The 18910-nt window shown below is 69.6% G+C and carries 22 protein-coding genes; 12 read left to right on the top strand and 10 right to left on the bottom strand.

Features of this window, described 5'->3' with window-relative positions; translation table 11 throughout:
• The first annotated feature begins 88 nt into the window (after window positions 1-88).
• Window positions 89-721, top strand: a complete 633-nt coding sequence (locus VE172_RS06615) for a class F sortase (protein ID WP_324798887.1) — start codon at window positions 89-91, stop codon at window positions 719-721.
• A 3-nt stretch (window positions 722-724) separates the two neighbouring features.
• Here the strand turns inward: VE172_RS06615 and paaK are convergent, their stop codons facing one another.
• Window positions 725-2023, bottom strand: a complete 1299-nt coding sequence (paaK, locus tag VE172_RS06610) for a phenylacetate--CoA ligase PaaK (protein WP_324798884.1) — start codon at window positions 2021-2023, stop codon at window positions 725-727.
• 37 nt (window positions 2024-2060) lie between these two features.
• Window positions 2061-2831, bottom strand: a complete 771-nt coding sequence (locus VE172_RS06605; protein WP_324798881.1) for a TetR/AcrR family transcriptional regulator — start codon at window positions 2829-2831, stop codon at window positions 2061-2063.
• Window positions 2832-2979: 148 nt separating this feature from the next.
• Between VE172_RS06605 and VE172_RS06600 the strand changes: the two genes are divergently transcribed.
• Window positions 2980-3702 (top strand): DUF2306 domain-containing protein, encoded by a 723-nt coding sequence (locus VE172_RS06600; protein WP_324798879.1) that lies wholly within the window; start codon window positions 2980-2982, stop codon window positions 3700-3702.
• Here the strand turns inward: VE172_RS06600 and VE172_RS06595 are convergent.
• Together VE172_RS06595 and VE172_RS06590 are read right to left on the bottom strand one after the other, a co-directional pair.
• Complete coding sequence (locus VE172_RS06595; RefSeq protein WP_324798876.1) at window positions 3699-4622, bottom strand: glycosyl hydrolase; 924 nt, start codon at window positions 4620-4622, stop codon at window positions 3699-3701. The two genes, VE172_RS06600 and VE172_RS06595, sit on opposite strands and share 4 nt — an antisense overlap.
• 352 nt (window positions 4623-4974) lie before the next feature.
• Window positions 4975-5433, bottom strand: coding sequence for a PaaI family thioesterase (locus VE172_RS06590; RefSeq protein WP_324798873.1), 459 nt, complete (start codon window positions 5431-5433; stop codon window positions 4975-4977).
• A gap of 90 nt (window positions 5434-5523) precedes the next feature.
• Here VE172_RS06590 and VE172_RS06585 point away from each other — a divergent pair, with 90 nt between their 5' ends.
• Both VE172_RS06585 and VE172_RS06580 read left to right on the top strand, forming a co-directional pair.
• Window positions 5524-6381: a glycoside hydrolase family 16 protein gene (locus VE172_RS06585; RefSeq protein ID WP_324798870.1), complete on the top strand. Its 858-nt coding sequence runs from the start codon at window positions 5524-5526 to the stop codon at window positions 6379-6381.
• Complete coding sequence (locus tag VE172_RS06580) at window positions 6378-7967, top strand: AfsR/SARP family transcriptional regulator (protein WP_324798867.1); 1590 nt, start codon at window positions 6378-6380, stop codon at window positions 7965-7967. The genes VE172_RS06585 and VE172_RS06580 overlap by 4 nt, the downstream gene beginning before the upstream one ends.
• A gap of 28 nt (window positions 7968-7995) precedes the next feature.
• Here the strand turns inward: VE172_RS06580 and VE172_RS06575 are convergent, their stop codons facing one another.
• Window positions 7996-9441, bottom strand: a complete 1446-nt coding sequence (locus VE172_RS06575) for a polysaccharide lyase 6 family protein (protein ID WP_324798864.1) — start codon at window positions 9439-9441, stop codon at window positions 7996-7998.
• A gap of 226 nt (window positions 9442-9667) precedes the next feature.
• On the opposite strand from VE172_RS06575, the gene VE172_RS06570 reads away from it, so the two are divergent.
• Window positions 9668-10330 (top strand): DNA alkylation repair protein, encoded by a 663-nt coding sequence (locus tag VE172_RS06570; RefSeq protein ID WP_324798861.1) that lies wholly within the window; start codon window positions 9668-9670, stop codon window positions 10328-10330.
• 13 nt (window positions 10331-10343) lie between these two features.
• Here the strand turns inward: VE172_RS06570 and VE172_RS06565 are convergent, their stop codons facing one another.
• The 3 genes from VE172_RS06565 to VE172_RS06555 form a co-directional block, all read right to left on the bottom strand.
• Window positions 10344-10478: a hypothetical protein gene (locus VE172_RS06565; RefSeq protein WP_324798858.1), complete on the bottom strand. Its 135-nt coding sequence runs from the start codon at window positions 10476-10478 to the stop codon at window positions 10344-10346.
• A gap of 115 nt (window positions 10479-10593) precedes the next feature.
• Window positions 10594-11271, bottom strand: coding sequence for a hypothetical protein (locus tag VE172_RS06560; protein ID WP_324798854.1), 678 nt, complete (start codon window positions 11269-11271; stop codon window positions 10594-10596).
• 31 nt (window positions 11272-11302) lie between these two features.
• Entirely contained in the window at window positions 11303-11629 is a 327-nt protein-coding gene (locus VE172_RS06555) for a hypothetical protein (protein WP_324798851.1), read from the bottom strand.
• 130 nt (window positions 11630-11759) lie between these two features.
• Between VE172_RS06555 and VE172_RS06550 the strand changes: the two genes are divergently transcribed.
• Genes VE172_RS06550 through VE172_RS06540 form a run of 3 tightly spaced genes read left to right on the top strand, consistent with a single transcriptional unit; the run spans window position 11760 to window position 14275 of the window.
• On the top strand, window positions 11760-12914 hold the full coding sequence (locus tag VE172_RS06550; protein ID WP_324798848.1) for a sensor histidine kinase: 1155 nt from the start codon (window positions 11760-11762) through the stop codon (window positions 12912-12914).
• The gene (locus tag VE172_RS06545) at window positions 12905-13564 is read left to right on the top strand and encodes a response regulator transcription factor (RefSeq protein ID WP_324798845.1); all 660 of its coding nucleotides are present in this window, start codon (window positions 12905-12907) and stop codon (window positions 13562-13564) included. The genes VE172_RS06550 and VE172_RS06545 overlap by 10 nt, the downstream gene beginning before the upstream one ends.
• 33 nt (window positions 13565-13597) lie before the next feature.
• Window positions 13598-14275 carry a Type 1 glutamine amidotransferase-like domain-containing protein gene (locus tag VE172_RS06540; RefSeq protein WP_324798843.1) on the top strand — a complete coding sequence of 226 codons (678 nt, stop codon included), beginning with the start codon at window positions 13598-13600 and terminating at the stop codon, window positions 14273-14275.
• On the opposite strand, the gene VE172_RS06535 is transcribed toward VE172_RS06540, so the two are convergent.
• Window positions 14272-14838, bottom strand: coding sequence for a TIGR03086 family metal-binding protein (locus tag VE172_RS06535; RefSeq protein ID WP_324798841.1), 567 nt, complete (start codon window positions 14836-14838; stop codon window positions 14272-14274). The genes VE172_RS06540 and VE172_RS06535 overlap by 4 nt on opposite strands.
• Window positions 14839-15025: 187 nt before the next feature.
• Here VE172_RS06535 and VE172_RS06530 point away from each other — a divergent pair, with 187 nt between their 5' ends.
• From VE172_RS06530 to VE172_RS06515, 4 genes are all read left to right on the top strand, one after another.
• Complete coding sequence (locus VE172_RS06530) at window positions 15026-16642, top strand: L-lactate permease (protein ID WP_324798839.1); 1617 nt, start codon at window positions 15026-15028, stop codon at window positions 16640-16642.
• A gap of 100 nt (window positions 16643-16742) precedes the next feature.
• Window positions 16743-17264 (top strand): hypothetical protein, encoded by a 522-nt coding sequence (locus VE172_RS06525; protein ID WP_324798836.1) that lies wholly within the window; start codon window positions 16743-16745, stop codon window positions 17262-17264.
• Window position 17265: 1 nt separating this feature from the next.
• Window positions 17266-17604: a winged helix-turn-helix domain-containing protein gene (locus VE172_RS06520; RefSeq protein WP_324798834.1), complete on the top strand. Its 339-nt coding sequence runs from the start codon at window positions 17266-17268 to the stop codon at window positions 17602-17604.
• A 133-nt stretch (window positions 17605-17737) separates the two neighbouring features.
• Window positions 17738-18094 (top strand): RNHCP domain-containing protein, encoded by a 357-nt coding sequence (locus tag VE172_RS06515; RefSeq protein WP_324798832.1) that lies wholly within the window; start codon window positions 17738-17740, stop codon window positions 18092-18094.
• Between the two features lie 45 nt (window positions 18095-18139).
• On the opposite strand, the gene VE172_RS06510 is transcribed toward VE172_RS06515, so the two are convergent.
• Window positions 18140-18910: HAD-IC family P-type ATPase (locus VE172_RS06510; RefSeq protein WP_324798829.1), on the bottom strand; the 771-nt coding region annotated here is incomplete at its 5' end.

Raw genomic sequence — 18910 nt, 5'->3', positions numbered from 1 at the left:
CGAGGCCCCGTCACACCGGGGAGGTGGGGGCGGGAAGGCAACCCGTCGACGTGGCCCGTCGAGATTGCCAGCGCGGCGGCCTGGGCGAGTGGCCGCCGCCGTCGGCGCGTGCGTCCTGGTGGTCTTCGGCTGCGGCCTGGGCCTGGGCGGGCTGACGCGCCAGTTCCACCCGACGCTGCCGCCGCTGGCCGAAACCGCCGACCCCGAATGGACCCCGCCGCCGCCGATGCCCGGCAAACCGTCGGGACCGACGCTGGGGCGCTCGATGCCCACCCGCGTGTCGATCGGCGCGATCGGAGTGCGCGCGAAGGTGAAGCCTGTCGGCATCGGCATCCGTGGCGACCTCGGCGTGCCCGATGTGGACAGCGAGTACGCGGGCTGGTACGAACGCGGCCCCTCCCCTGGAGAGGCGGGGCCCGCCGTCATCGTCGGCCACGTCGACTCCCACACCACGGGCCCCGCCGTGTTCTACTACCTCGGCACCCTGGAGAGGGGCAACGACATCGACGTGGCCCGCCGCGACGGCCGCGTCGCCACCTTCGCCGTCGACAGGGTCGCGACGTACCCGAAACGCGAGTTCCCGTACGCCGCGGTGTTCGCCCCGACCCCCTCGGCGACCCTGCGCCTGGTCACCTGCGGCGGTCACTTCGACGAGGCCGAAGGCAGCTACACGAACAACACCGTGGTGTACGCGACCCTGACCTCAGTGGACAAACGTTGAGGCTCAACGCTGGTCGACGACCCGCCGCATCTTGCCGCTGGAGCGCTCCACCCCGCCGATCTCGACCACCTCGACGGCGATCGTCACGCCGACGGTGTTCTTCACCCGCTCGGCCAGGTGACGCGCCGCCGCCCCGGCCGCCTCGGCGCCCGCGTCGGGGGCGGGTTCGGCGCGCACCGTGAGCGCGTCCAGATGGCCGTCCTTGGTGAGGACGCATTGGAAATGCGGCGCCAGCGCCGCCTCCTGCAACAGCAGCTCCTCGATCTGCGTCGGGAACACGTTCACCCCGCGCAGGATGATCATATCGTCGGTGCGGCCCGTGATCTTCTCCATGCGCCGCACGGTGCGCGCCGTCCCCGGGAGCAGGCGGGTCAGATCCCCTGTGCGGTAACGGATCACGGGCATCGCCTGTTTGGTGAGACTGGTGAACACCAGCTCGCCCAGCTGTCCGTCGGGAAGCACCCGCCCCGACTCGGGGTCGATCACCTCGGGATAGAAATGGTCCTCCCAGATGTGCAGGCCGTCCTTGGTCTCCACGCATTCCTGTGCCACCCCGGGACCCATCACTTCGGACAGTCCATAGATGTCGACGGCGTGGATGTCAAGGCGCTGTTCGAGAGTGTGCCGCAGCTCGTCCGTCCACGGCTCGGCGCCGAACACGCCCACCTTCAGCGAGGTGTCGCGCGGGTTGACGCCCTGGCGCTGCATCTCCTCGGCGATGGCCAGCATGTACGACGGCGTGACCGTGATGACGTCGGGCCGAAAGTCGCCGATCAGGCGCACCTGCCGCTCCGTCATGCCGCCCGAGATCGGCACCACCGTGCAGCCGAGCCGCTCGGCGCCCGCGTGCGCGCCCAGCCCGCCCGTGAACAGCCCGTACCCGTAGGCGTTGTGCACCAGGTGGCCCGGCCGCGCCCCCGCCGCCCGCAGGCTGCGCGCCATCAGGTTCGCCCAGGTGTCCAGGTCGGCCGCCGTGTAGCCCACCACCGTGGGCCGCCCCGTGGTCCCCGACGAGGCGTGAATCCGCGCCAGCCTCTCGCGCGGCACCGCGAACATCCCGAACGGGTAGCGCCGCCGCAGGTCGTCCTTGCGGGTGAACGGCAGGCGTTTCAGGTCGTCGAGGCCCGCGATGTCCTCGGGCCTCAGCCCCGCCGCGTCGAAGACCCGCGTGTAGTGCGGGCTGTTGGCGTAGGCGTGGCGCACGGTCTCGTGCAGCCGCTTGGTCTGCAGCGCACGCAGTTCGTCGACGGAGGCGGTCTCGATCGGGTCGAGCGCGATGGGTTCGGGCTGGTAACTGGGCATGGGCTCTGCTCCTGGTGGTGGGTGCCTTCGGACGCGGTCAGTCGGGGGAGTGGCGTCGGGCGGCTCGGTGGACCACGGCCTCGACGCCGTCCAGGATCACCTCGAGTCCGAAGTGGAAGGCGTCGGGCTCGTCGGGGCCCTTCGGGTCGCCCGCGAACGCGTCGGAGCGAAACAGCTTGGCCGCCTCGGGAAAGCGCTGCGGATCGACCAGTGTGAACAGCGCCATCCCGTACTCCCGCAGGACGGCCTCCTCGTCGACGTCCTCGCCGCGCGCCGCGTCCATCTCCTGCGACATCCGCAGCGACTGCTGCACGTAACCGCCGATCACCTGCATCACCTCGACCTTGTCTCCCCAGCTCAGCCGGGTGCCGCTCAGGGTGGCCAGTATGGCGTCCATCCACGCGATGTGGTGGGGCCCCGACGGCGGCCCCGTCACGGGAATCCACGCCTGCCAGGGGTGCCGCGACAGGACCTCGCGCTGCGCCTCGGACATGGCGCGCAGGTTGTCCTTCCACCGCCGCGCGTCGGTCCCGACCCGCGGGGGTTCTCCCAGCGCGGCGTCGCTCATCAGGGTCAGCAGCTCGTCCTTGGAACCGACGTGGCGGTACAGGGACATGCTCGTGACGCCCAGCGCCGTGGCGACCTTCGGCAGTGTCACCCCCGAGAGGCCGTCGGCGTCGGCCAGCGCGATGGCCGCGGCGACGACCCGCTCCACGTCGAGCACGGCGGGGCGGCCGACGCGGGCGGGCTCGTCGGGCAGCCGCCACAGTCGGCGCAGTGCGGCGGGCATTCGCGGTCCGCTGGTCATCGCCGGCCCTTCCGGTTGGCGGGCTTTCGGGTGGTCACGACCATGATGACCCATCCGGACGGCGGCGACCTTGGCGCACGCGATTAATATATGTAACATAGTTTCTCTCATATATAAACTACGGCAGCAATCCCGAGGAGCCACACCCATGACACAGACCTGGCAAGCCCCCGCGGTGGCCACGCCCGTTCGCCCCCAACCCCGGCGACGCCGACGGCGGGCCTGGTGGTTGATCCCCAGCGCGGTCGTGATCGTCGCGACCGTGGTCTACATGGTCTCGGCGTACGCGCCGCCCGACCCCGAAACCAGCCGCGTCGACGTCAGCGACGGCATGTGGCACTACGTGTTCCTCGTGGCCCACGTCGGCTTCGCCGCCGTCGCGACCCTGACGGGCCTCCTCCAGTTCTGGCCCACCCTGCGCAACCGCTACCCGAAGGTCCACCGCTGGACCGGCCGCGTCTACTTCTGGGGTGGCATCTTCCCCGCGATCGTGGCGGTGGCGGCGATCATCTGGACCTCGCCGTCGGGGGTGTCCAATGTGATCGGGCAGTACACCCTGCTGGGATTCTGGACGTTCACGGGGATCGCGGGCCTGCGCGCCGCGCGCGCCAGGCGGTTCGCCGACCATCGCAAGTGGATGATCCGCAACTACGCCGCCACGCTGACGGCGCTGGTCACCAGGCCCATGGGCATCATCATGCTGATGATCGTGCTGAGCCAGGCCAACACGCCGCAGTACCAAAACGACCAGCTCGTGATCCTCCACGACATGGCCAGCGGCGGCATCTGGCTGAGCATGATGATCACCCTGGGCATCGCCGAGTACTACATCTACCGCAAGTACGGCAACGGAAGGCGCCGCCGAGCTTAGCCCTCGTCGAACACCGGGTTGTTGGCGAACGCCTTGTAGTCCTGTTCCTCCTTGGAATCGGCGTCCCCGGAGTCGTCGTAGCGGATGCGCAGTCCGCTGGCGGCTTCGGGCCCCGGCGAATCGAAGATGACGTACGCCTTGAGATTGTCGAAAGTGTTGTCGGCGACCGCCTTGGCGGCCTGCTCGTAATAGGCCCGCGCCTGGGCCTGGGTCGAGTCGTGGATGCTCCATTCGCCAATGCCCCACGGCTTTGACGTCAGATCGCGATCGGCATTGCTGAGTTTGGTGAGCAGGCTGTAGAAGCGGCCGACATTGTCGTCGAAATCGGCGTGCTTGCCGTCGCCGTATCCGTTGAACATGATCCAGTCGACCAGATCGTCTCCGGGATACAGCTTGGGCACCAGGCAATCCCACTTCGGGTAATTCATGTAATCCATTACCCATACGACATTGTCGACACCCTTGGCGTCGAACCGCTGCCGCACGTTCTTCCACATGTCGCGGTATTCGGCCGCCGTGCCCGCCTTGCCGTCGCCGTTGGTGGCGCAATCGCCGTCGGAACTGACGTCGTTTTCGGCCTCGTGGTGGATGGTGAGGAACAGCTTCTTCGGCGCGACCGACTTGATGTTGTCGGCGGCGTCGTCGATGTGCTTGTTGACCTCGGCGTCCTTGCCGCCCGCCTTCGACCAGTCATCCACGGGCTTCCAGTTCTGGAACAGGTAGGTGTCGTCGCGCCGCGCCAGGTCCTTGTCCTGTTCGGACGACAGCGGCAGCTTTCCCGCGGGTGCGTAGGTGTGGACGATGTCGAGGTGATGGTCGATGCGCTTGGCGTGATCGTCGAGTTGCTTGATCTCGTCGTCGCCGATTCCCGGATATCCATTGGCCCGCGCGCCCAGCCAGGGGCGGCACGAATTGACCAATTTGTCGCTGATATCGCACGATTTCGATTGGCCGCCTTGATCTTTGGCGTGATCGGCGAATGCGACGGGCGTTATCGCCATCGCCGCGACGGCGACCAGGGCGGCGGCTATCCAGCCACGGCGGAATGCGGGGGGCTTGACCATTCCTGGCTCCTCTTTGCCGCGTGGGGGTGGGGGTGCGCGGCGAAGAAAGAAGGATAGGCGGAATTACCTATTCAAATCAATAGGTTCAAGCAGGTAAATATGACGAATTTCACCCAACAAACCGAACCGTTGCGGTGAGTGAGAATGCAATTCGAATTCGCGAATTGGATCTGCGGCGTCGGATCTCCCCGACCCACGCCCGTGGCGGTCACCGCTCGGGTCGGTCGTCCACGCGCATCAGGGTCTGCTGGCCCGTGGCGATGAGGGTGCGGCGCTCGCCGCGGACGCCGAAGGCCTCCAGGCGGCACACCGTGAGGGTGCGGCCCGACTTCACGACCGTGCCGACCGCCTCGATCCGCTCGCCCTCGGCGGGCGCCAGCAGGTTGATCTTGTATTCGACAGTGAGCACCGCGGTGTCGGGCGGGAACAGGGTGAAGGCCGCGTAGCCCCCGGCGGTGTCGGCGATGGCGCTGGTGGCTCCCGCGTGGACGTAGCCGTGCTGCTGGGTGACCTCGGGGCGGCTCGGCAGCTCGATGCGCACGCATCCCTGTCCAATGTGGGTGATCCGCGCGCCGAGATGGCGCATCAGGCCCTGGTTGTCGAAGCTGGCGCGGATCCTCGCCCGCGTCTCGGGGCTGGCCTCCGCCGCCGACTCCTGGTCGTCCATGCCTCTCCTCGCGCGCTCGGGACTGGTCCCAAAAGGTCGCCGCGACGATCGCCGAACCGTTCTCCCGCCCGGAAGGCACAAGGAGCGTTCATGAGATCGAAGACCGCAAGGGCCGCGGCGATGGCCGCCGCCACGGTCGTGGTCGGCGCGATCGCCATCACGGCCACCGTACCGAGCTGGGCCGCCGCCTCCCACGCGACGGGGTCGGCGCCGACCACCGCGGCCGAGCGGTACGACTGGGGCGACCCGCTCCCCGGGCCCTCGGACGAGTTCGACTACGGGTCGGCAGACGACCCCGCCGTGCCCGACACGTCCAAGTGGGAACTGGCGGGCGGCGGCGAGGGCCAGTGCTGGGAAGGCCACGCCGGCAACGGTCAGCGCTGCGACAAGAACACCCGCGTCTACGGCGGCGTCCTGCGCATGACGGGCGAGGCCAACGGCGACTCGGGCTGGCTGGGGTCGACGGACAGCAGGCAATACGGGCGCTACGAGGCGCGGGTGCGGTCGATGAACACCGGCGACCCCGGCGACCGTCAATACCACCCGCTGCTGCTGATCTGGCCGGACACCGACAACGACTGGCCGCAGGACGGCGAGTACGACTACCTGGAGAACGGGGCCCCCGGCGAGGACTGCGCGGAGGGTTACCTCCACTACCCGCAAGACCCCGACGCCGACATCCAGCAGGAACACGCCCAGGACACCGACTGCGGATCGCCGCTGTCGGAGTGGCACACCATCGGCTTCGAGTGGACGCCCGACCACGTCGCGGGCTTCATCGACGGCAAGGAATGGTTCAAGTTCTCCGGCGGCGAGAACGACGTCCGAAAGTGCGTCCAGTGCATGCCGATCGGGTACCAGACCATCCAGCTCGACAACTTCTACGGGGACGGCATGACCCCCGCACAGTACGAAGTGGACTGGTATCGGGAGTACGCGGCTCCGTGAACCGCGTGACGTGGAGCGAGACGTCCGTGTCGGGGGACCCCGGCACGGCGTTTCGCCTGCTCGGCCCGCTGGAGGTGGTGCGCGACGGCGCCGAGCGCGCGATACCCGCGGGCCGCCAGCAGGCCCTGCTGGCGGCGCTGCTGTTGCGCCCCAATCAGGTCGTGCCCGCGCCGACCCTTGTGGAGCAGGTGTGGGGCGCGGGCGCCGATCGCTCCACATTGAACGTGTACGTGATGCGGCTGCGGCGCTCGCTGCGCGACGGCGACCACGCCCTGATCCGCTCCGACGGCCCGGGCTACCGCATCGCCGTTGACCCCGCAACCGTTGACCTGCACCGGTTCCGCCGCCTGCGCGAGCGCGCCCTGAGGGCGCGGGCCGACGGCGACCGCCACCGCGAACGCGCCGTCCTGCACCAGGCGCTGGCCCTGTGGCGCGGCGACGCCCTCGCGGGCATCGACGCTCCCGTGCTCCAGGCGGAGACCGCGATGCTGCTCCAGGAGGAGCGGCTGACCGCCATCGGGCAGCGCATCGGCGCCGACCTGGAGTGCGGCGCCCACGCCGAGGTGATCGGCGAACTGCGCGAACTCGTTGCCGCGCATCCGTTTCGGGAACGCCTGTGGTGCCAGCTGCTGCTCGCCCTGTACCGCTCGGGACGCCAGTCCGAGGCCCTGGGGGCGTTCACGACGGCGCGGCGCCTGCTCACCGCCGAGCTCGGCGTCGAACCGGGCGGCGAGCTGCGCGAACTCCACCACCGCATCCTGATCGCCGATCCCACCCTCGCCGTCCCCGGTGCCGCGCCCGACCCGCGCGTCGTTCCCGCGCAGCTTCCCTGCGGCACGGCGGGTTTCGTCGGCCGCCGCGACGCCCTGCGGCAACTCGATCGGCTGCTGGACCGCCCCGGCGCGGCACCGGCCACATTGGTGGTCGGGCCCGCGGGCATCGGCAAGACCGCCCTGGCCGTGCACTGGGCGGACCGACATCGCGCCGCCTGGCCCGACGGCCAGCTCTACCTCGACCTGCGCGGCGACCGGCCCGACACGCCGATGCGCCCGATCGACGCCCTGGCGTACCTCCTGCGCGGCATGGGGCTTCCCGCCGACCGAGTGCCGCGCGACCTGGCCGAGGCGGCGGCCCTGTACCGGTCGCTGGTCGCCGACCGCCGCGCGCTGGTCCTGCTCGACAACGCCGCCTCCGCCGCCCAGGTGCGCCCTCTGTTGCCCGGCGGACGCGACCGCACGGTCGTCGTGACCAGCCGGGACCCGCTGACGGACCTGGTGATCAGTCACGGCGCCCGACGCCTCCCGCTCGGCGCCCTCACCGAACCCGAGGCCGTCGCGCTGTTGGCCGAATCCGTTGGCGCCGAACGCGTCGCGACCGAACCCCGGGCGGCCGCCGAGCTGGCCGGGCTGTGCGGCAACCAGCCGCTTCGCCTCCGCGTCGCCGCGGCCGACCTGAACGGACGCCCCGAACGCCGCCTCGCCGATCACCTCGCGCGACTGCGCCGCGGCGATCGGGTGGCCGCACCGTCGGCGGTCCGCGCTCGCGGATGCGTCGCGTCCACGGCGAACACGACGCCCCGCGGGTGATCGATCCGCTCACGGGGCGTCGTTCTGTCTACTCAGGAGCGTCGGGTCCGACGTCCTTCGCGGTCAACGGTCGACGGGTGATGTCGGCCGTGGAGAGTTCGTCGGCGCCGACGTCGGGCTTGCCCGCGCGGGCCTGGCCGTCCATGTCGTCGGTGACGAAGTCGTACTTCCCGCTGCCCGCATCGATCGCGGGACTGCCCTCGACGATGCGATACAGCGCGTCGTCGTTCTTCAGCAGGGGATCGGCGACGGTGATCGCGCCGTCGGGGGCGTCGACGCCCACGGTGGCCGAACCCGTCGGCCAGGCGATGTTGCCCGCGTACGTGAGGTTCTCGGGCTGCTTCAGCTCGTTGAACAGCTTGCCCTTGCCGCCCGTCACGACGTTGTCGGCGATGACGGAGTCGACGGGGGCGTACTTGTAGTTGGCGCCGATCTCGATGTTCGACACGTTGTCCACAAAGGTGTTGTTGACGACCGTGGCCCGATAGACGCGGAAGTGCGAATCCAGCGAGCCCGAGGTGTCCACGTCGCCGCCGTCCAGTTGCAGGGCCGCGTCGTAGCCCGAGCCCGTCAGGCCCTGGAAGTAGTTGTCGAAGATCTTGTGATCCTGGCCGTAGACCCGAATCCCGCCGGTCCCCTCCTTGCCGTCGCCCAGGAAGAAGTTTCCGTAGAACTCGCCGCGATTGCCGTGCCGCTGGCTCAGCACGCCCTGCGAGGTGCGGAAGGTGTTGTAGCGCACGACATTGTCGTTGCTCTTCACCGACACGATCTCGGGATCGCCGTCGCAGTTCTCGAACAGGTTGTCCTCGACGAGGGTGAATCCGCTGGACTTGGAGATCGCGCTCTGCCCGACCCGAACCGCCTCCATCTCGTTCTCCGCGCGGGGGCCGATGTCGTGGAAGTGGTTGTGGTCGATGCGGTCGTGTTGCGACTGCTCGGTTTCGGTTCCGTCGACGGTGATGAAGTTGCCGAGCTGGTGCTTGTCGCCGAAATCGTTGTGATCGATGCGGTTGTCGTGGCTGTCGGCGCCCTGGATGAGCACCCACTTCAGCGACTCCTCCTCGGTGAGCCGGAAAACGTTGCGGGTCAGGCGGACGTGGTCCGAGCTCGTCAACTTCAACGTGTCGCCGTTGGTCCACTTCAGACCCTCGAACGTGACGTACGAGGACTTCTCGACCTCGAGCTGGCCCTCGTTGATCACCGCCTTGCCGCGATGCTCGGCCACGACCGTGATCGGTTCGTCGGCGGTGCCGTGTTTGCCGGACATGCCGTCGATCTCGTAGTCGCCGTCGGCCACGACGATGCGGTCGCCCGGCTTCGCGTCGGACATCGCGCCGGCGAGTTCGTCGGAGCTGCCGACGTTGACGGTGCGACGCGGGGTCTGCTCGTCGGCGTGCCCGATCGCCTGCGGCAACCAGACTCCCGCGACGAGCACCAGTGCCGCGCCCGCCGCGGCGATCGTGAATCGCTTCATTGTCCCGGCCTTCTCGTGGTGTGTCGATTGACCGCCGACGTTAGGAAGCGGCGATAACACCGCGATGACACGCGGGGGCTCGTCTGCCGCAAAGGCGCGGGAGTTCGGGGACGCAAACCCAGCGTCCAGGAGGTCAAGGACGGGTTCACGTCGTATACGTGAGCGATCATGGTGTGGTCGCGGGGCACCCGCGGCCACACCGCATCGTCTCCGACGGGGGTCCGACATGTCCGACACCACGCTGGCCGAGGTGACGGCCGAGCTGGCCGCGCTCGCCGACGCCAAGGTGCGCGCCGCCAACGAGAAGCGCGGCGACGACCACGGCGTCAACCTCGCCAAGCTGCGCGCGATCGCGAAGCGGCTGAAGACCCGGCCCGAGCTGGCCCGCCAACTGTGGGACACCGACGACACCGCGGCGCGGCTGCTGGCCGTCCTCATCAGCCGCCCGAAACAGTACGGCCGCCACGACCTGGACCGCATGCTGCGCCAGGCCCGCGCCCCCAAGGCGCACGACTGGCTCGTCAACTACGTCGTCAAGAAGAGCCCGCACGCCGGGGAGCTCCGCCTGGCGTGGCTCGCCGACGCCGACCCCGTGGTGGCCAGCGCGGGCTGGGCGTTGACGACCGAGCGGGTGGCGAAGAAACCCGAGGGCCTCGACCTGGCGGCGCTGCTCGACACCATCGAGGCGGAGCTGGCCGACGCCCCCGATCGCTTGCAATGGGCCATGAACCACTGCCTGGCCCAGATCGGCATCGACCACGCCGAGCACCGCGCCCGCGCCGTCGGCATCGGCGAGCGGCTGGGCGTCCTCAAGGACTACCCGACGCCGCCCGGGTGCACGTCGCCGTACGCGCCGACCTGGATCGCCGAGATGGTGAGTAGACAGTAGACGGTGGCTCGCCTCAGCGAGTGCCCGCCGTCTGGTGCCCGTCGCACCACTGATCGGCGGGCACGGCGGCCTTGACGTCGTCGACGTGTTCGCCGCAGCCCTTCCAGGTGGTCTTGCCGCAGGTTTCGCATGGAACGGGTTGGCACATGGCGTGGGTGATCCCCTCTGGTGATTGACCGACCGTCAGGAGGGTACTTCGCCGCGGACGGCGAAACACCCGCCGGGGCCCTCGCGGACCCCGGCGGGTGTGATGGATGAGCCGCTCAGGCGGCGACCTGGGCGGTGGCGGTCCTGCCGCGCCGGGCCAGGATCGAGCCGCCGATGATGGCGAACCAGATGACGTTGATCGCGCCGATGCTGGCCACCGCGCCCCAGCCGTTCGCGGCGTAGAAGTTGGCGGCGTTCATGCCGAAGAACAGCGACGGCACCAGCGCCAGGTTCGCCAGCGCCACCACGACGCCGCCGGTCATCACCCACCGCGACAGCAGGCCGGTGCGGGCGGCGCTGACGGTCAGGGCGATCAGGAACGCCGCGACCAGGCCGCGGGCGATCGGTCCGTGCAACAGCACCATGCTGGAGGCCAGCGGTCCGTCGACGGTGGGGTCCATGGACCCGTCCGGCTTCCACAGGGACGTGCCGGTCTCCAGCGACGCCGACACCAGGGTGACGGCCACATAGGTCAGCAGGGACGTGACGGCGATCGAACCCGACAGGCCCGAGTCTCCGTTGTGGACCTGGCGCAGCAGCCGCGCCAAACCGGCGCCGAACATCAGGAACCCGATGAACGTCGTCACCGTGATCAGGTTGCGGGCCAAGACGTTCTCGGTCGGCGGCGGGCCGTCGTACACGAAGTACAGGCCCACCATGGCGACGGACAACAGCCCGCCCAACAGGCCGCTGAGGCCGGTGACAATGCGGTCGGATTTGCTGATACTGGACACGGGGGTACTCCTCTTTTAGGGGTTGGGTGGGTCAGTTCTCGTCCACGTCGGACGAATCGGGCGCGATGCGGTGCGCCACCGTGAAACCGCCGACGGCCAGCGCGGTGAACAGCGCCGACCACAGCCACCACGGAACGTCGAGGTCGCCGCCGATGACGCCGATCATCAGCCACACGACGATCTGGACGACCGTGGCGAACACGCCCAGCAGGGCGACGGCCTGGCGGAGCTTGAGAATGGTGTTGCGCAGGGGCGCGCCTTCGCCGAGCGTCGGCGTGAAGACCTCGCGGATACCCGCGCTCAGTCGGGGAAGGAACCTGGTGGGCTGCCCCTGTCGGGGTGTGTATGTCTCGTTCATGGCTCCAGATTCGCCGCCCGGCATGCCCCGCCGCATCGCCAAATCTGGTGTACCTGTCAACGAAAGTTGTACGAGCCGCGATGCGAAAGAGTGACGCCTGGCCCGCCCACCCGCGCATACGCTCGATCCCGTGACCCAGCCGAATGCCGAAACCGCCGCGGAACCCTCCAACCGCTGGAACCCCGCGGCCCTGATCCGCACGATCCTGGTCCCGCTGCTGGCGTTCGCCGGCGGCCTCGCCCTGTTGCAAGGGGTGCTGTTGAAGGGGCCCGCCGGCACGCTGCGCTGGGTCGACGTCGGCTGCGGCGCCGCCGCCTGCGCCGTGCTGGCGTTTCGCGACCGCGCCCGCACCCCCATCGCGATCGCCCTGGCCCTGGTCGCCGGGATCGTCGCCACCGCGGGAGCGGCCAACATGGTGGCGCTGTACGGGGTCGCCCGTCACCGCCGCTTCCCCGTGGCGCTGGCCGTCGGCCTGGTCAACCTCGCCACCGGCTGCGGCTTCTGGCTGCTGTACCCCGGCAACAGCACCTTCTCCCTGACCGTCACGGTCAACGTCGCCATCGCCGCCGCCGTCATCGCCTGGGGCAGCATGCGCCAGGCCCAGGAGTCGCTGCTGCTGTCCTATCGCGAGCGCGCCGAGCGCGCCGAACGCGAACAACAGTTGCGCGAAACCCAAGTGCGCCAAGCCGAACGCACCCGCATCGCCCGCGAGATGCACGACGTCATCACCCACCGGATCTCCCTGGTGGCGCTGCACGCGGGCGGCATGATGGTCGACCCCGACCCCACCCGCGGCGACGTCCGCGACACCGCCGAGCTGATCTACGGCTCGGCCCGCCAGGCGCTGGAGGAGCTCCGCCTCGCGATCGGCGCCCTGCGCGCCGACGAGCCCACCTCGCTCGAGCAGCCCGGCATCGACCGCATCGGCGACCTGGTCACCGACGCCGAGCAGGCCGGTCAACGCGTCGAACTGTCCATGGACCCGGATATCGTCGAGGCCGCGCCGTCCGGCGTGGGCCGCGACGCCTACCGCATCGTCCAGGAGGGACTCGCCAATGTCCGCAAGCACGCCCCCGACACCACCGCCGTGGTGAGTCTGGCCGTCGCCGACGGAACCCTGCGGGTGCGCGTCGCCAACGACATCGTCGACGACACGCTCGGCGTCCCGGGCGCCGGCGCGGGCCTGATCGGCTTGAAGGAACGCGCCGACCTCGCGGGCGGAACCCTGCGCTACGGCCCGTCGGCCGGGCGCTTCGAACTCATCGGAGAACTCCCATGGACGTGACCTCCACGTCGGTCCTGCTCGTCGACGACGACCCCATGGTCCGCAATGGACTGCGCATGGTGCTGCGCGCCGACCCCGGCATCGTCGTCACCGGCGAGGCCGGAAACGGCCGCCAGGCCATCGACCAGACCCGCGAGCTGCGGCCCGACGTCGTCCTGATGGACCTCCAGATGCCCGTCATGGACGGCGTGGCCGCCACCCGCGAACTCCGCCGCCTCCCCGACCCCCCGGCGGTCCTGGTCCTGACCACCTTCCACCTCGACACCTACATCGTCGACGCCCTGGCCGCCGGCGCCGCCGGGTACCTCCTCAAGGACATTCCCCCCACCGAGATCGCCCGAGCCGTCCAGCTGGCGGCCGCCGGCGAGTCCGTCTTCTCCGCCACGGTCACCCAGCGCCTCGTCCAGCGCGTCGCCAACCCCGCCGCCGACCCCGCCACCCGGGCCGCCCGCGACGCCCTGGCGTCCCTGACCGAGCGCGAGCGCGAGGTCGCCGAGGCCGTCGCGGCCGGGAAGTCCAACGCCACCATCGCCTCCGAGATGTTCATGAGCGAGGCGACGGTGAAGACCCACGTGTCGCGGATCCTCACCAAGACGAAAAGCCAGAACCGGGTGCAGGTCGCGCTGGCCGTATATCGCTCGCGCGCCTGACTATGTCGGTGGCGCACTGTCTAATGGGGCGTTATGAAGCTGCTTCTCACCTCGGCGGGCGTCAGGAACGCCGCCATCCGCGACGCGCTGGTCGGCCTGCTGGGCAAGCCGATCGCCGAGTGCGACGCCCTGTTCATCCCCACCGCGATGTACGGCCACCCCAACTCCGCCGTCCGTACCTGGCGCGCCATCGCCGGCCGCGAACCCAACTGCCCGATGACGGAGCTGGGCTGGAAGTCCGTGGGGGTGCTGGAGCTCACCGCGCTGCCCAGCATGGGCGAGGATTCGTGGGTCTCGGCGGTGCGTTCCGCCGACGTCCTGCTGGTGTACGGCGGCGACGCCCTGTACCTGAACCACTGGATGCGCCTGTCCGGGCTCAAGGACCTGCTCCCGTCGCTGACCGACACTGTCTACGTGGGAATGAGCGCGGGCAGCATGGTGATGGCGCCCAGCATCGGCGACGACTTCGTCGTGTGGCGCCCGCCGGCCGGGGGCGACGAAACCCTTGGCATGGTTGACTTCTCGATCTTCCCCCACCTGGACCACCCCGACCTGCCCGAGAACACCATGGCCGACGCGCGAAAGTGGGCGGAGGGGATGCCGTCGCCGTGTTACGCGATCGACGACGACACCGCCATCAGGGTGGTCGACGGGGAGGTCGACGTCGTCTCGGAGGGGCACTGGGAGCGGCTCGGTCCGACGGCCGCCTAGACCTCGCGCCCCAGCCACGCCGCCAGTCGGTCGGCCGCGGAGGCGTTGGCGGGCACGGGCTTCACGGTGTCGATGACCGATGGCGTGCGCGGCGGCTCCCCGAACTCCGCGAACGCCACCTTCCAGCTCCGCAAGGCGGCCTCGGCCAGGTCCGGCACCAGATCGGTCGGCTCACCCAATCCCCGGGCCAGGTCCCAGCTGTGCGCCACCAGCTCGTTGAGGACGTGCTGCACCACCACCGAACCGCTCTGCTCGCCGATCGGCGTCGGCATCACCTCGCCCAGAAACCCCGGCTGCCGAAACGCCTCGCGCGCCCGCGCCGACCACGTCGCGAACGCCGCACCCACGTCCGGATACGTCGGCTGCTCGAACGGCGGCGTGGCCTCCCGCTCGGCGACGATGGCGTAGCGCTCGTTGATGAAAACCAGGTGGCACAACAACTGCCTGACATTCCACTCCCGACACGGCGTCGGGCGCCCGTGCTTGCCGTCCGCGGCCCGGAACAACCCGACGTCCACCGCGATCACGCGGTCAAAGGCACGCAGCAGATCGGGAACGGTCACGAATCGATCCACGAAGTCCGACGACATCACGCCACCACCCTTGCACACCCGGTTGAGATCCTGGACACACTCCTACTTCCTTGACATGCTGGACGAAGGAACGCACCCCCGCGCAGCCCGACCCCCCCAGGCGCACCGGTGCCGTCCCGTCTGACCACATTCGACACCCAGCCCCCGGGAGTTCGTAATGTTTCAACAAGACCTCACCCCTGTCGGCGATTCCCTCGCCCTGAGCGCGCTGTGCGGAGCACTGCCGCTGATCGCCCTGTTCCTGCTCCTCGGCGGCCTGCGCATGAAGGCGTGGCAGGCCGGCCTCATCTCGCTGGCCGTCGCGCTCGTCGTCGGGGTCGTGTTGTTCGGCATGCCCGTCGGCCAGGCCCTGCTCGCGGGCACCGAGGGCGCGGCGTTCGGGTTCTTCCCGATCATGTGGATCGTGGTCAACGCGATCTGGGTCTACAACCTCACGGTGGCGTCCGGCCACTTCGAGGTTCTGAAGCGCTCGTTCGGTTCCATCAGCGACGACCAGCGCGTCCAGGCCGTCATCATCGCGTTTTGTTTCGGCGCCCTCCTGGAGGCCCTGGCCGGATTCGGTACCCCGGTGGCGATCACCGTGGTGATGTTGATGGCCGTGGGCTTCAAGCCGATCAAGTCGGCGGCGGTGGCGCTGATCGCCAACACCGCGCCGGTGGCGTTCGGGGCGATGGCCGCGCCCATCGCCGGGCTGGAAAAGACCTCCGGCATCGGCTCCGACACGCTCGGGGCGATGGTCGGTCGCCAGACCCCCGTCCTGGCGGTCGTGGTGCCGTTGATCCTGGTCGTGGTCGTCGACGGCCGCCGCGGCCTCAAGCAGACCTGGCCGGTCGCGTTGATCTGTGGAGTGGCGTTCGGCGCCACGCAGTTCGTCGCGGCCAACTACATCTCCGTCCAGCTGGCCGACATCGTGGCGTCCCTGGTGGCCACCGCCTTCGTGGTCGGGCTGCTGCGGGTGTGGCAGCCCAGTGAGGCCCTCGTGGCCGCCGCGCCCGAGGGCGAGACCGCCACCGAGGCGCCGCGCGACTCCCGCTCGCACGTGGTCAAGGCGTACGCGCCGTACCTGGTGATCATCGTGATCTTCGCGGTCACCAACGTCACCGCGGTCAAGGCCGCCCTCGCCGAGAAACCCTGGACGCTGAGCTTCGGCTGGCCCGGCCTGAACGTGGCCAACCCCGACGGCACCCCCTCGGGCTTCATGACCTTCGGCTTCGGGTGGCTGCCGGCCGCCGGAACCCTGTTGATCGTCGCCGGGGTCATCACCGCGCTCATCCTCAAGGTCTCCCCGGCCGCGGCGGTCAGGGCCTACGGACGGACCTATGTGGAGCTCAGATCGGCGATCGCCACCGTCATGGCGGTGCTCGGCCTGGCGTACGTGATGAACCTGTCGGGCCAGACCGGCTCGCTCGGCGCGCTGCTGGCCGCCACGGGAGCCGCCTTCGCCATCCTGTCGCCGATCCTGGGCTGGATCGGCGTCGCGGTCACCGGATCCGACACCTCCTCCAACACCCTGTTCGGCGCCCTGCAGGTCAAGGCCGCGACCGGCGCCGGACTCAACACCACGCTGATGGCCGCCGCCAACTCCTCCGGCGGCGTGCTTGGCAAGATGATCAGCCCACAAAACCTCGCGATCGCCGCCGCCGCGGTCGGCATGGCGGGCCGCGAGGGCGACATCTTCCGCAAGGTGATCGGCTGGAGCGTCGTGATGGTGATCTTCATGTGCGTCCTGGTCGGGCTGCAGTCCACGCCGGTGCTGGGCTGGATGGTCTTGTAGTCTCTGTCCCATCGGCCAAGTACTTGCCTATCGGGAAAGTGTCTGGTACTTTCCTACTAGGCAAGTATTTCGCCAAGAGGAAAATATGGAGGAGACGGCGATGGAAGACCACCCCACCCCGAGCGAGGCCGCCCGCGCGTTGCACGACGTCGACGAGCGCAAGAAGCAGGCCATCGACTCCACGCGCCGACCGCGGTGGATCGACGTCGTCTTCGGCCTGGCGATCTTCGCGATGCTCGCGTCCCACGACTTCCTCAGCGAGGAGGCCGCGCGATACCCGGTCCTGATCGTCGACGTGCTCGTCGTGGTCTACAGCCTGCTGCTTCGCACCCGACGGGGCGCCGCCATCCTGGGGCAGCCCACCCGCGTCCGCCGCGACGGCATCTCGCGGCGCTTCACCGCCTGTTCGATCGCGGTGCTGGTCGCGGCGATCCTCATCGCGACGCTGCCGCCGCTGCTGGGCGTGCGGGTGCTGATCGGCGTGCCCTACTGGCACACCATCGTCGGCGCCGTGCTGGGGCTCGTACTGATCTTCCTCGGCCGCGCGCTGCAAAACGGCATGAACGCGCTGGCCTACGGCGGCAACCGCGGCAAACGCGGCGCTCTCGATGGACAATTCTGACGTGGACCCGTTGCTGTTGGACCCGACCCGCCTGTCCATAGTGTCGCTGCTGGCGGCCACCGACTGGGCGGAGTTCGGCTGGGTGCGCGACGCGGTGTCGCTGTCCGACTCCGCACTGTCCAAACAGGTCACCAACCTGAGCGGGCAGGGGTACGTCGAGGTCGAGAAGGGCTACGTGGGCAAGCGACCCCGAACCTGGCTCAACCTCACCCCGGCCGGACGCGACGCGCTGCGATCCCACGTCGAGGCCCTGCAGCGGATCGTCACCCAGGCCCAGCGAACCGGCGAGGCGCACACCGCGAGCGGCGGACAACCGCCGCCGTCGAAAAGTCGTCCCTGAGAAATGGTGTTGACGGCGGGCGGACCGGCATGGTCTGCTCGCCGTACCAGGTGTGCCGCCGAGCGCGCCGTGACCGAAAGGAGGCAGCTGTGCTTATTCGCTCTCGTTTCACTGCTCCGAAAGGTCAAACGACTTGGTATACGCACGATCGTTCCGGTGTGGACACTGCGGCATAGCCGTCTCCCTGGACGCGCCGGGCACCGCCCACCGCAACCACTGCCCGAACTGCCTGTGGTCCCGCCACCTCGACAAGAACGCCCCGGGGGACCGGGCCACCAAATGCACCGCCGGGATGGAACCGATTGCGGTCACCGTCCGAGGCGAGGGCCGATGGGTACTCATCCACCGGTGTCTGGACTGCGGCCGACTCCGGCTCAACAAGACCGCGGGCGACGACAGCACGCTCGAACTGATGCGGCTGGCGGCACTGCCGCTGACCATGCCGCCGCTGCCCGGTCAACCGGCGCTTCGAGGAGCTCCGGCGAAATGACACACGCGGGGGTTCCTCGCGCCCTGCGGGGAACCCCCGCGGCACTTAAGCGTCGGGCCGCCACGCCGAGGCGCGCAGCAGCCGCAGCCCGTTGAGTCCGACCAGGACGGTCGAGCCTTCGTGTCCGGCCACGCCCAGCGGCAGCGGGAGGGTGCCGATCAGATCCCAGGCGACGAGGCCGGTGATGATGACGGCGGCGATGGCGAGGTTGGCGATGACGACCTTGCGGGCGCGGCGGGACAGTCGGATGGCCGCGGGGATGGTGGCGAGGTCGTCGCGGACCACGACGGCGTCGGCGGTGGCCAGGGCGAGGTCACTTCCGGTGCCGCCCATGGCGATGCCGGCGTCGGCGGCGGCCAGGGCGGGGGCGTCGTTGATGCCGTCGCCGACCACGGTGACGTGGTGGCCGTGGGCCTGTAGGTCGCTGACGGCGGCGACCTTGTCGGGCGGCAGGAGCCCGGCGTGGACCTCGCCGATGCCGACCCGCTCGGCCAGCCGGTTCGCGGCGGTGGGGTTGTCGCCGGTCATCATGATCGGCGGCGCGCCGACGACGGCGGTCAACGACTCCACTGTGGCCTCGGCGTTGTCGCGTACCCGGTCGGTGATCGCCAGGATCGCCGCCGGTTCCCCGTCGACCAGGACGGCCACGGAGGTGCCGCCGAGCTCCTCAATGGATGCCAGGTCGGGGCGGGCGCGGTCGTCGGCGATCAGGCGGGCGGGGGCGCCCACGCGAACCGCCCGTCCGTCCACGGTGGCGGTGACGCCCTTGCCCGGCGCGGCGGCGAAGTCGACGGCGGCGGACGGCCGCAGGCCGCG

The organism is Stackebrandtia sp., from assembly GCF_035643755.1.
Classification (GTDB): domain Bacteria; phylum Actinomycetota; class Actinomycetes; order Mycobacteriales; family Micromonosporaceae; genus Stackebrandtia.
This window is presented reverse-complemented; position numbering and strand designations above follow the sequence as displayed.

Bases quoted from the DNA above. Each gene is read 5' to 3' on its own strand.
- paaK (WP_324798884.1), bottom strand. From the start codon at position 2,023: ATGCCCAGTTACCAGCCCGAACCCATCGCGCTCGACCCGATCGAGACC.
- VE172_RS06605 (WP_324798881.1), bottom strand. From the start codon at position 2,831: ATGACCAGCGGACCGCGAATGCCCGCCGCACTGCGCCGACTGTGGCGG.
- VE172_RS06600 (WP_324798879.1), top strand. From the start codon at position 2,980: ATGACACAGACCTGGCAAGCCCCCGCGGTGGCCACGCCCGTTCGCCCC.
- VE172_RS06590 (WP_324798873.1), bottom strand. From the start codon at position 5,433: ATGGACGACCAGGAGTCGGCGGCGGAGGCCAGCCCCGAGACGCGGGCG.
- VE172_RS06585 (WP_324798870.1), top strand. From the start codon at position 5,524: ATGAGATCGAAGACCGCAAGGGCCGCGGCGATGGCCGCCGCCACGGTC.
- VE172_RS06575 (WP_324798864.1), bottom strand. From the start codon at position 9,441: ATGAAGCGATTCACGATCGCCGCGGCGGGCGCGGCACTGGTGCTCGTC.
- VE172_RS06570 (WP_324798861.1), top strand. From the start codon at position 9,668: ATGTCCGACACCACGCTGGCCGAGGTGACGGCCGAGCTGGCCGCGCTC.
- VE172_RS06565 (WP_324798858.1), bottom strand. From the start codon at position 10,478: ATGTGCCAACCCGTTCCATGCGAAACCTGCGGCAAGACCACCTGGAAG.
- VE172_RS06555 (WP_324798851.1), bottom strand. From the start codon at position 11,629: ATGAACGAGACATACACACCCCGACAGGGGCAGCCCACCAGGTTCCTT.
- VE172_RS06545 (WP_324798845.1), top strand. From the start codon at position 12,905: ATGGACGTGACCTCCACGTCGGTCCTGCTCGTCGACGACGACCCCATG.
- VE172_RS06540 (WP_324798843.1), top strand. From the start codon at position 13,598: ATGAAGCTGCTTCTCACCTCGGCGGGCGTCAGGAACGCCGCCATCCGC.
- VE172_RS06530 (WP_324798839.1), top strand. From the start codon at position 15,026: ATGTTTCAACAAGACCTCACCCCTGTCGGCGATTCCCTCGCCCTGAGC.
- VE172_RS06525 (WP_324798836.1), top strand. From the start codon at position 16,743: ATGGAAGACCACCCCACCCCGAGCGAGGCCGCCCGCGCGTTGCACGAC.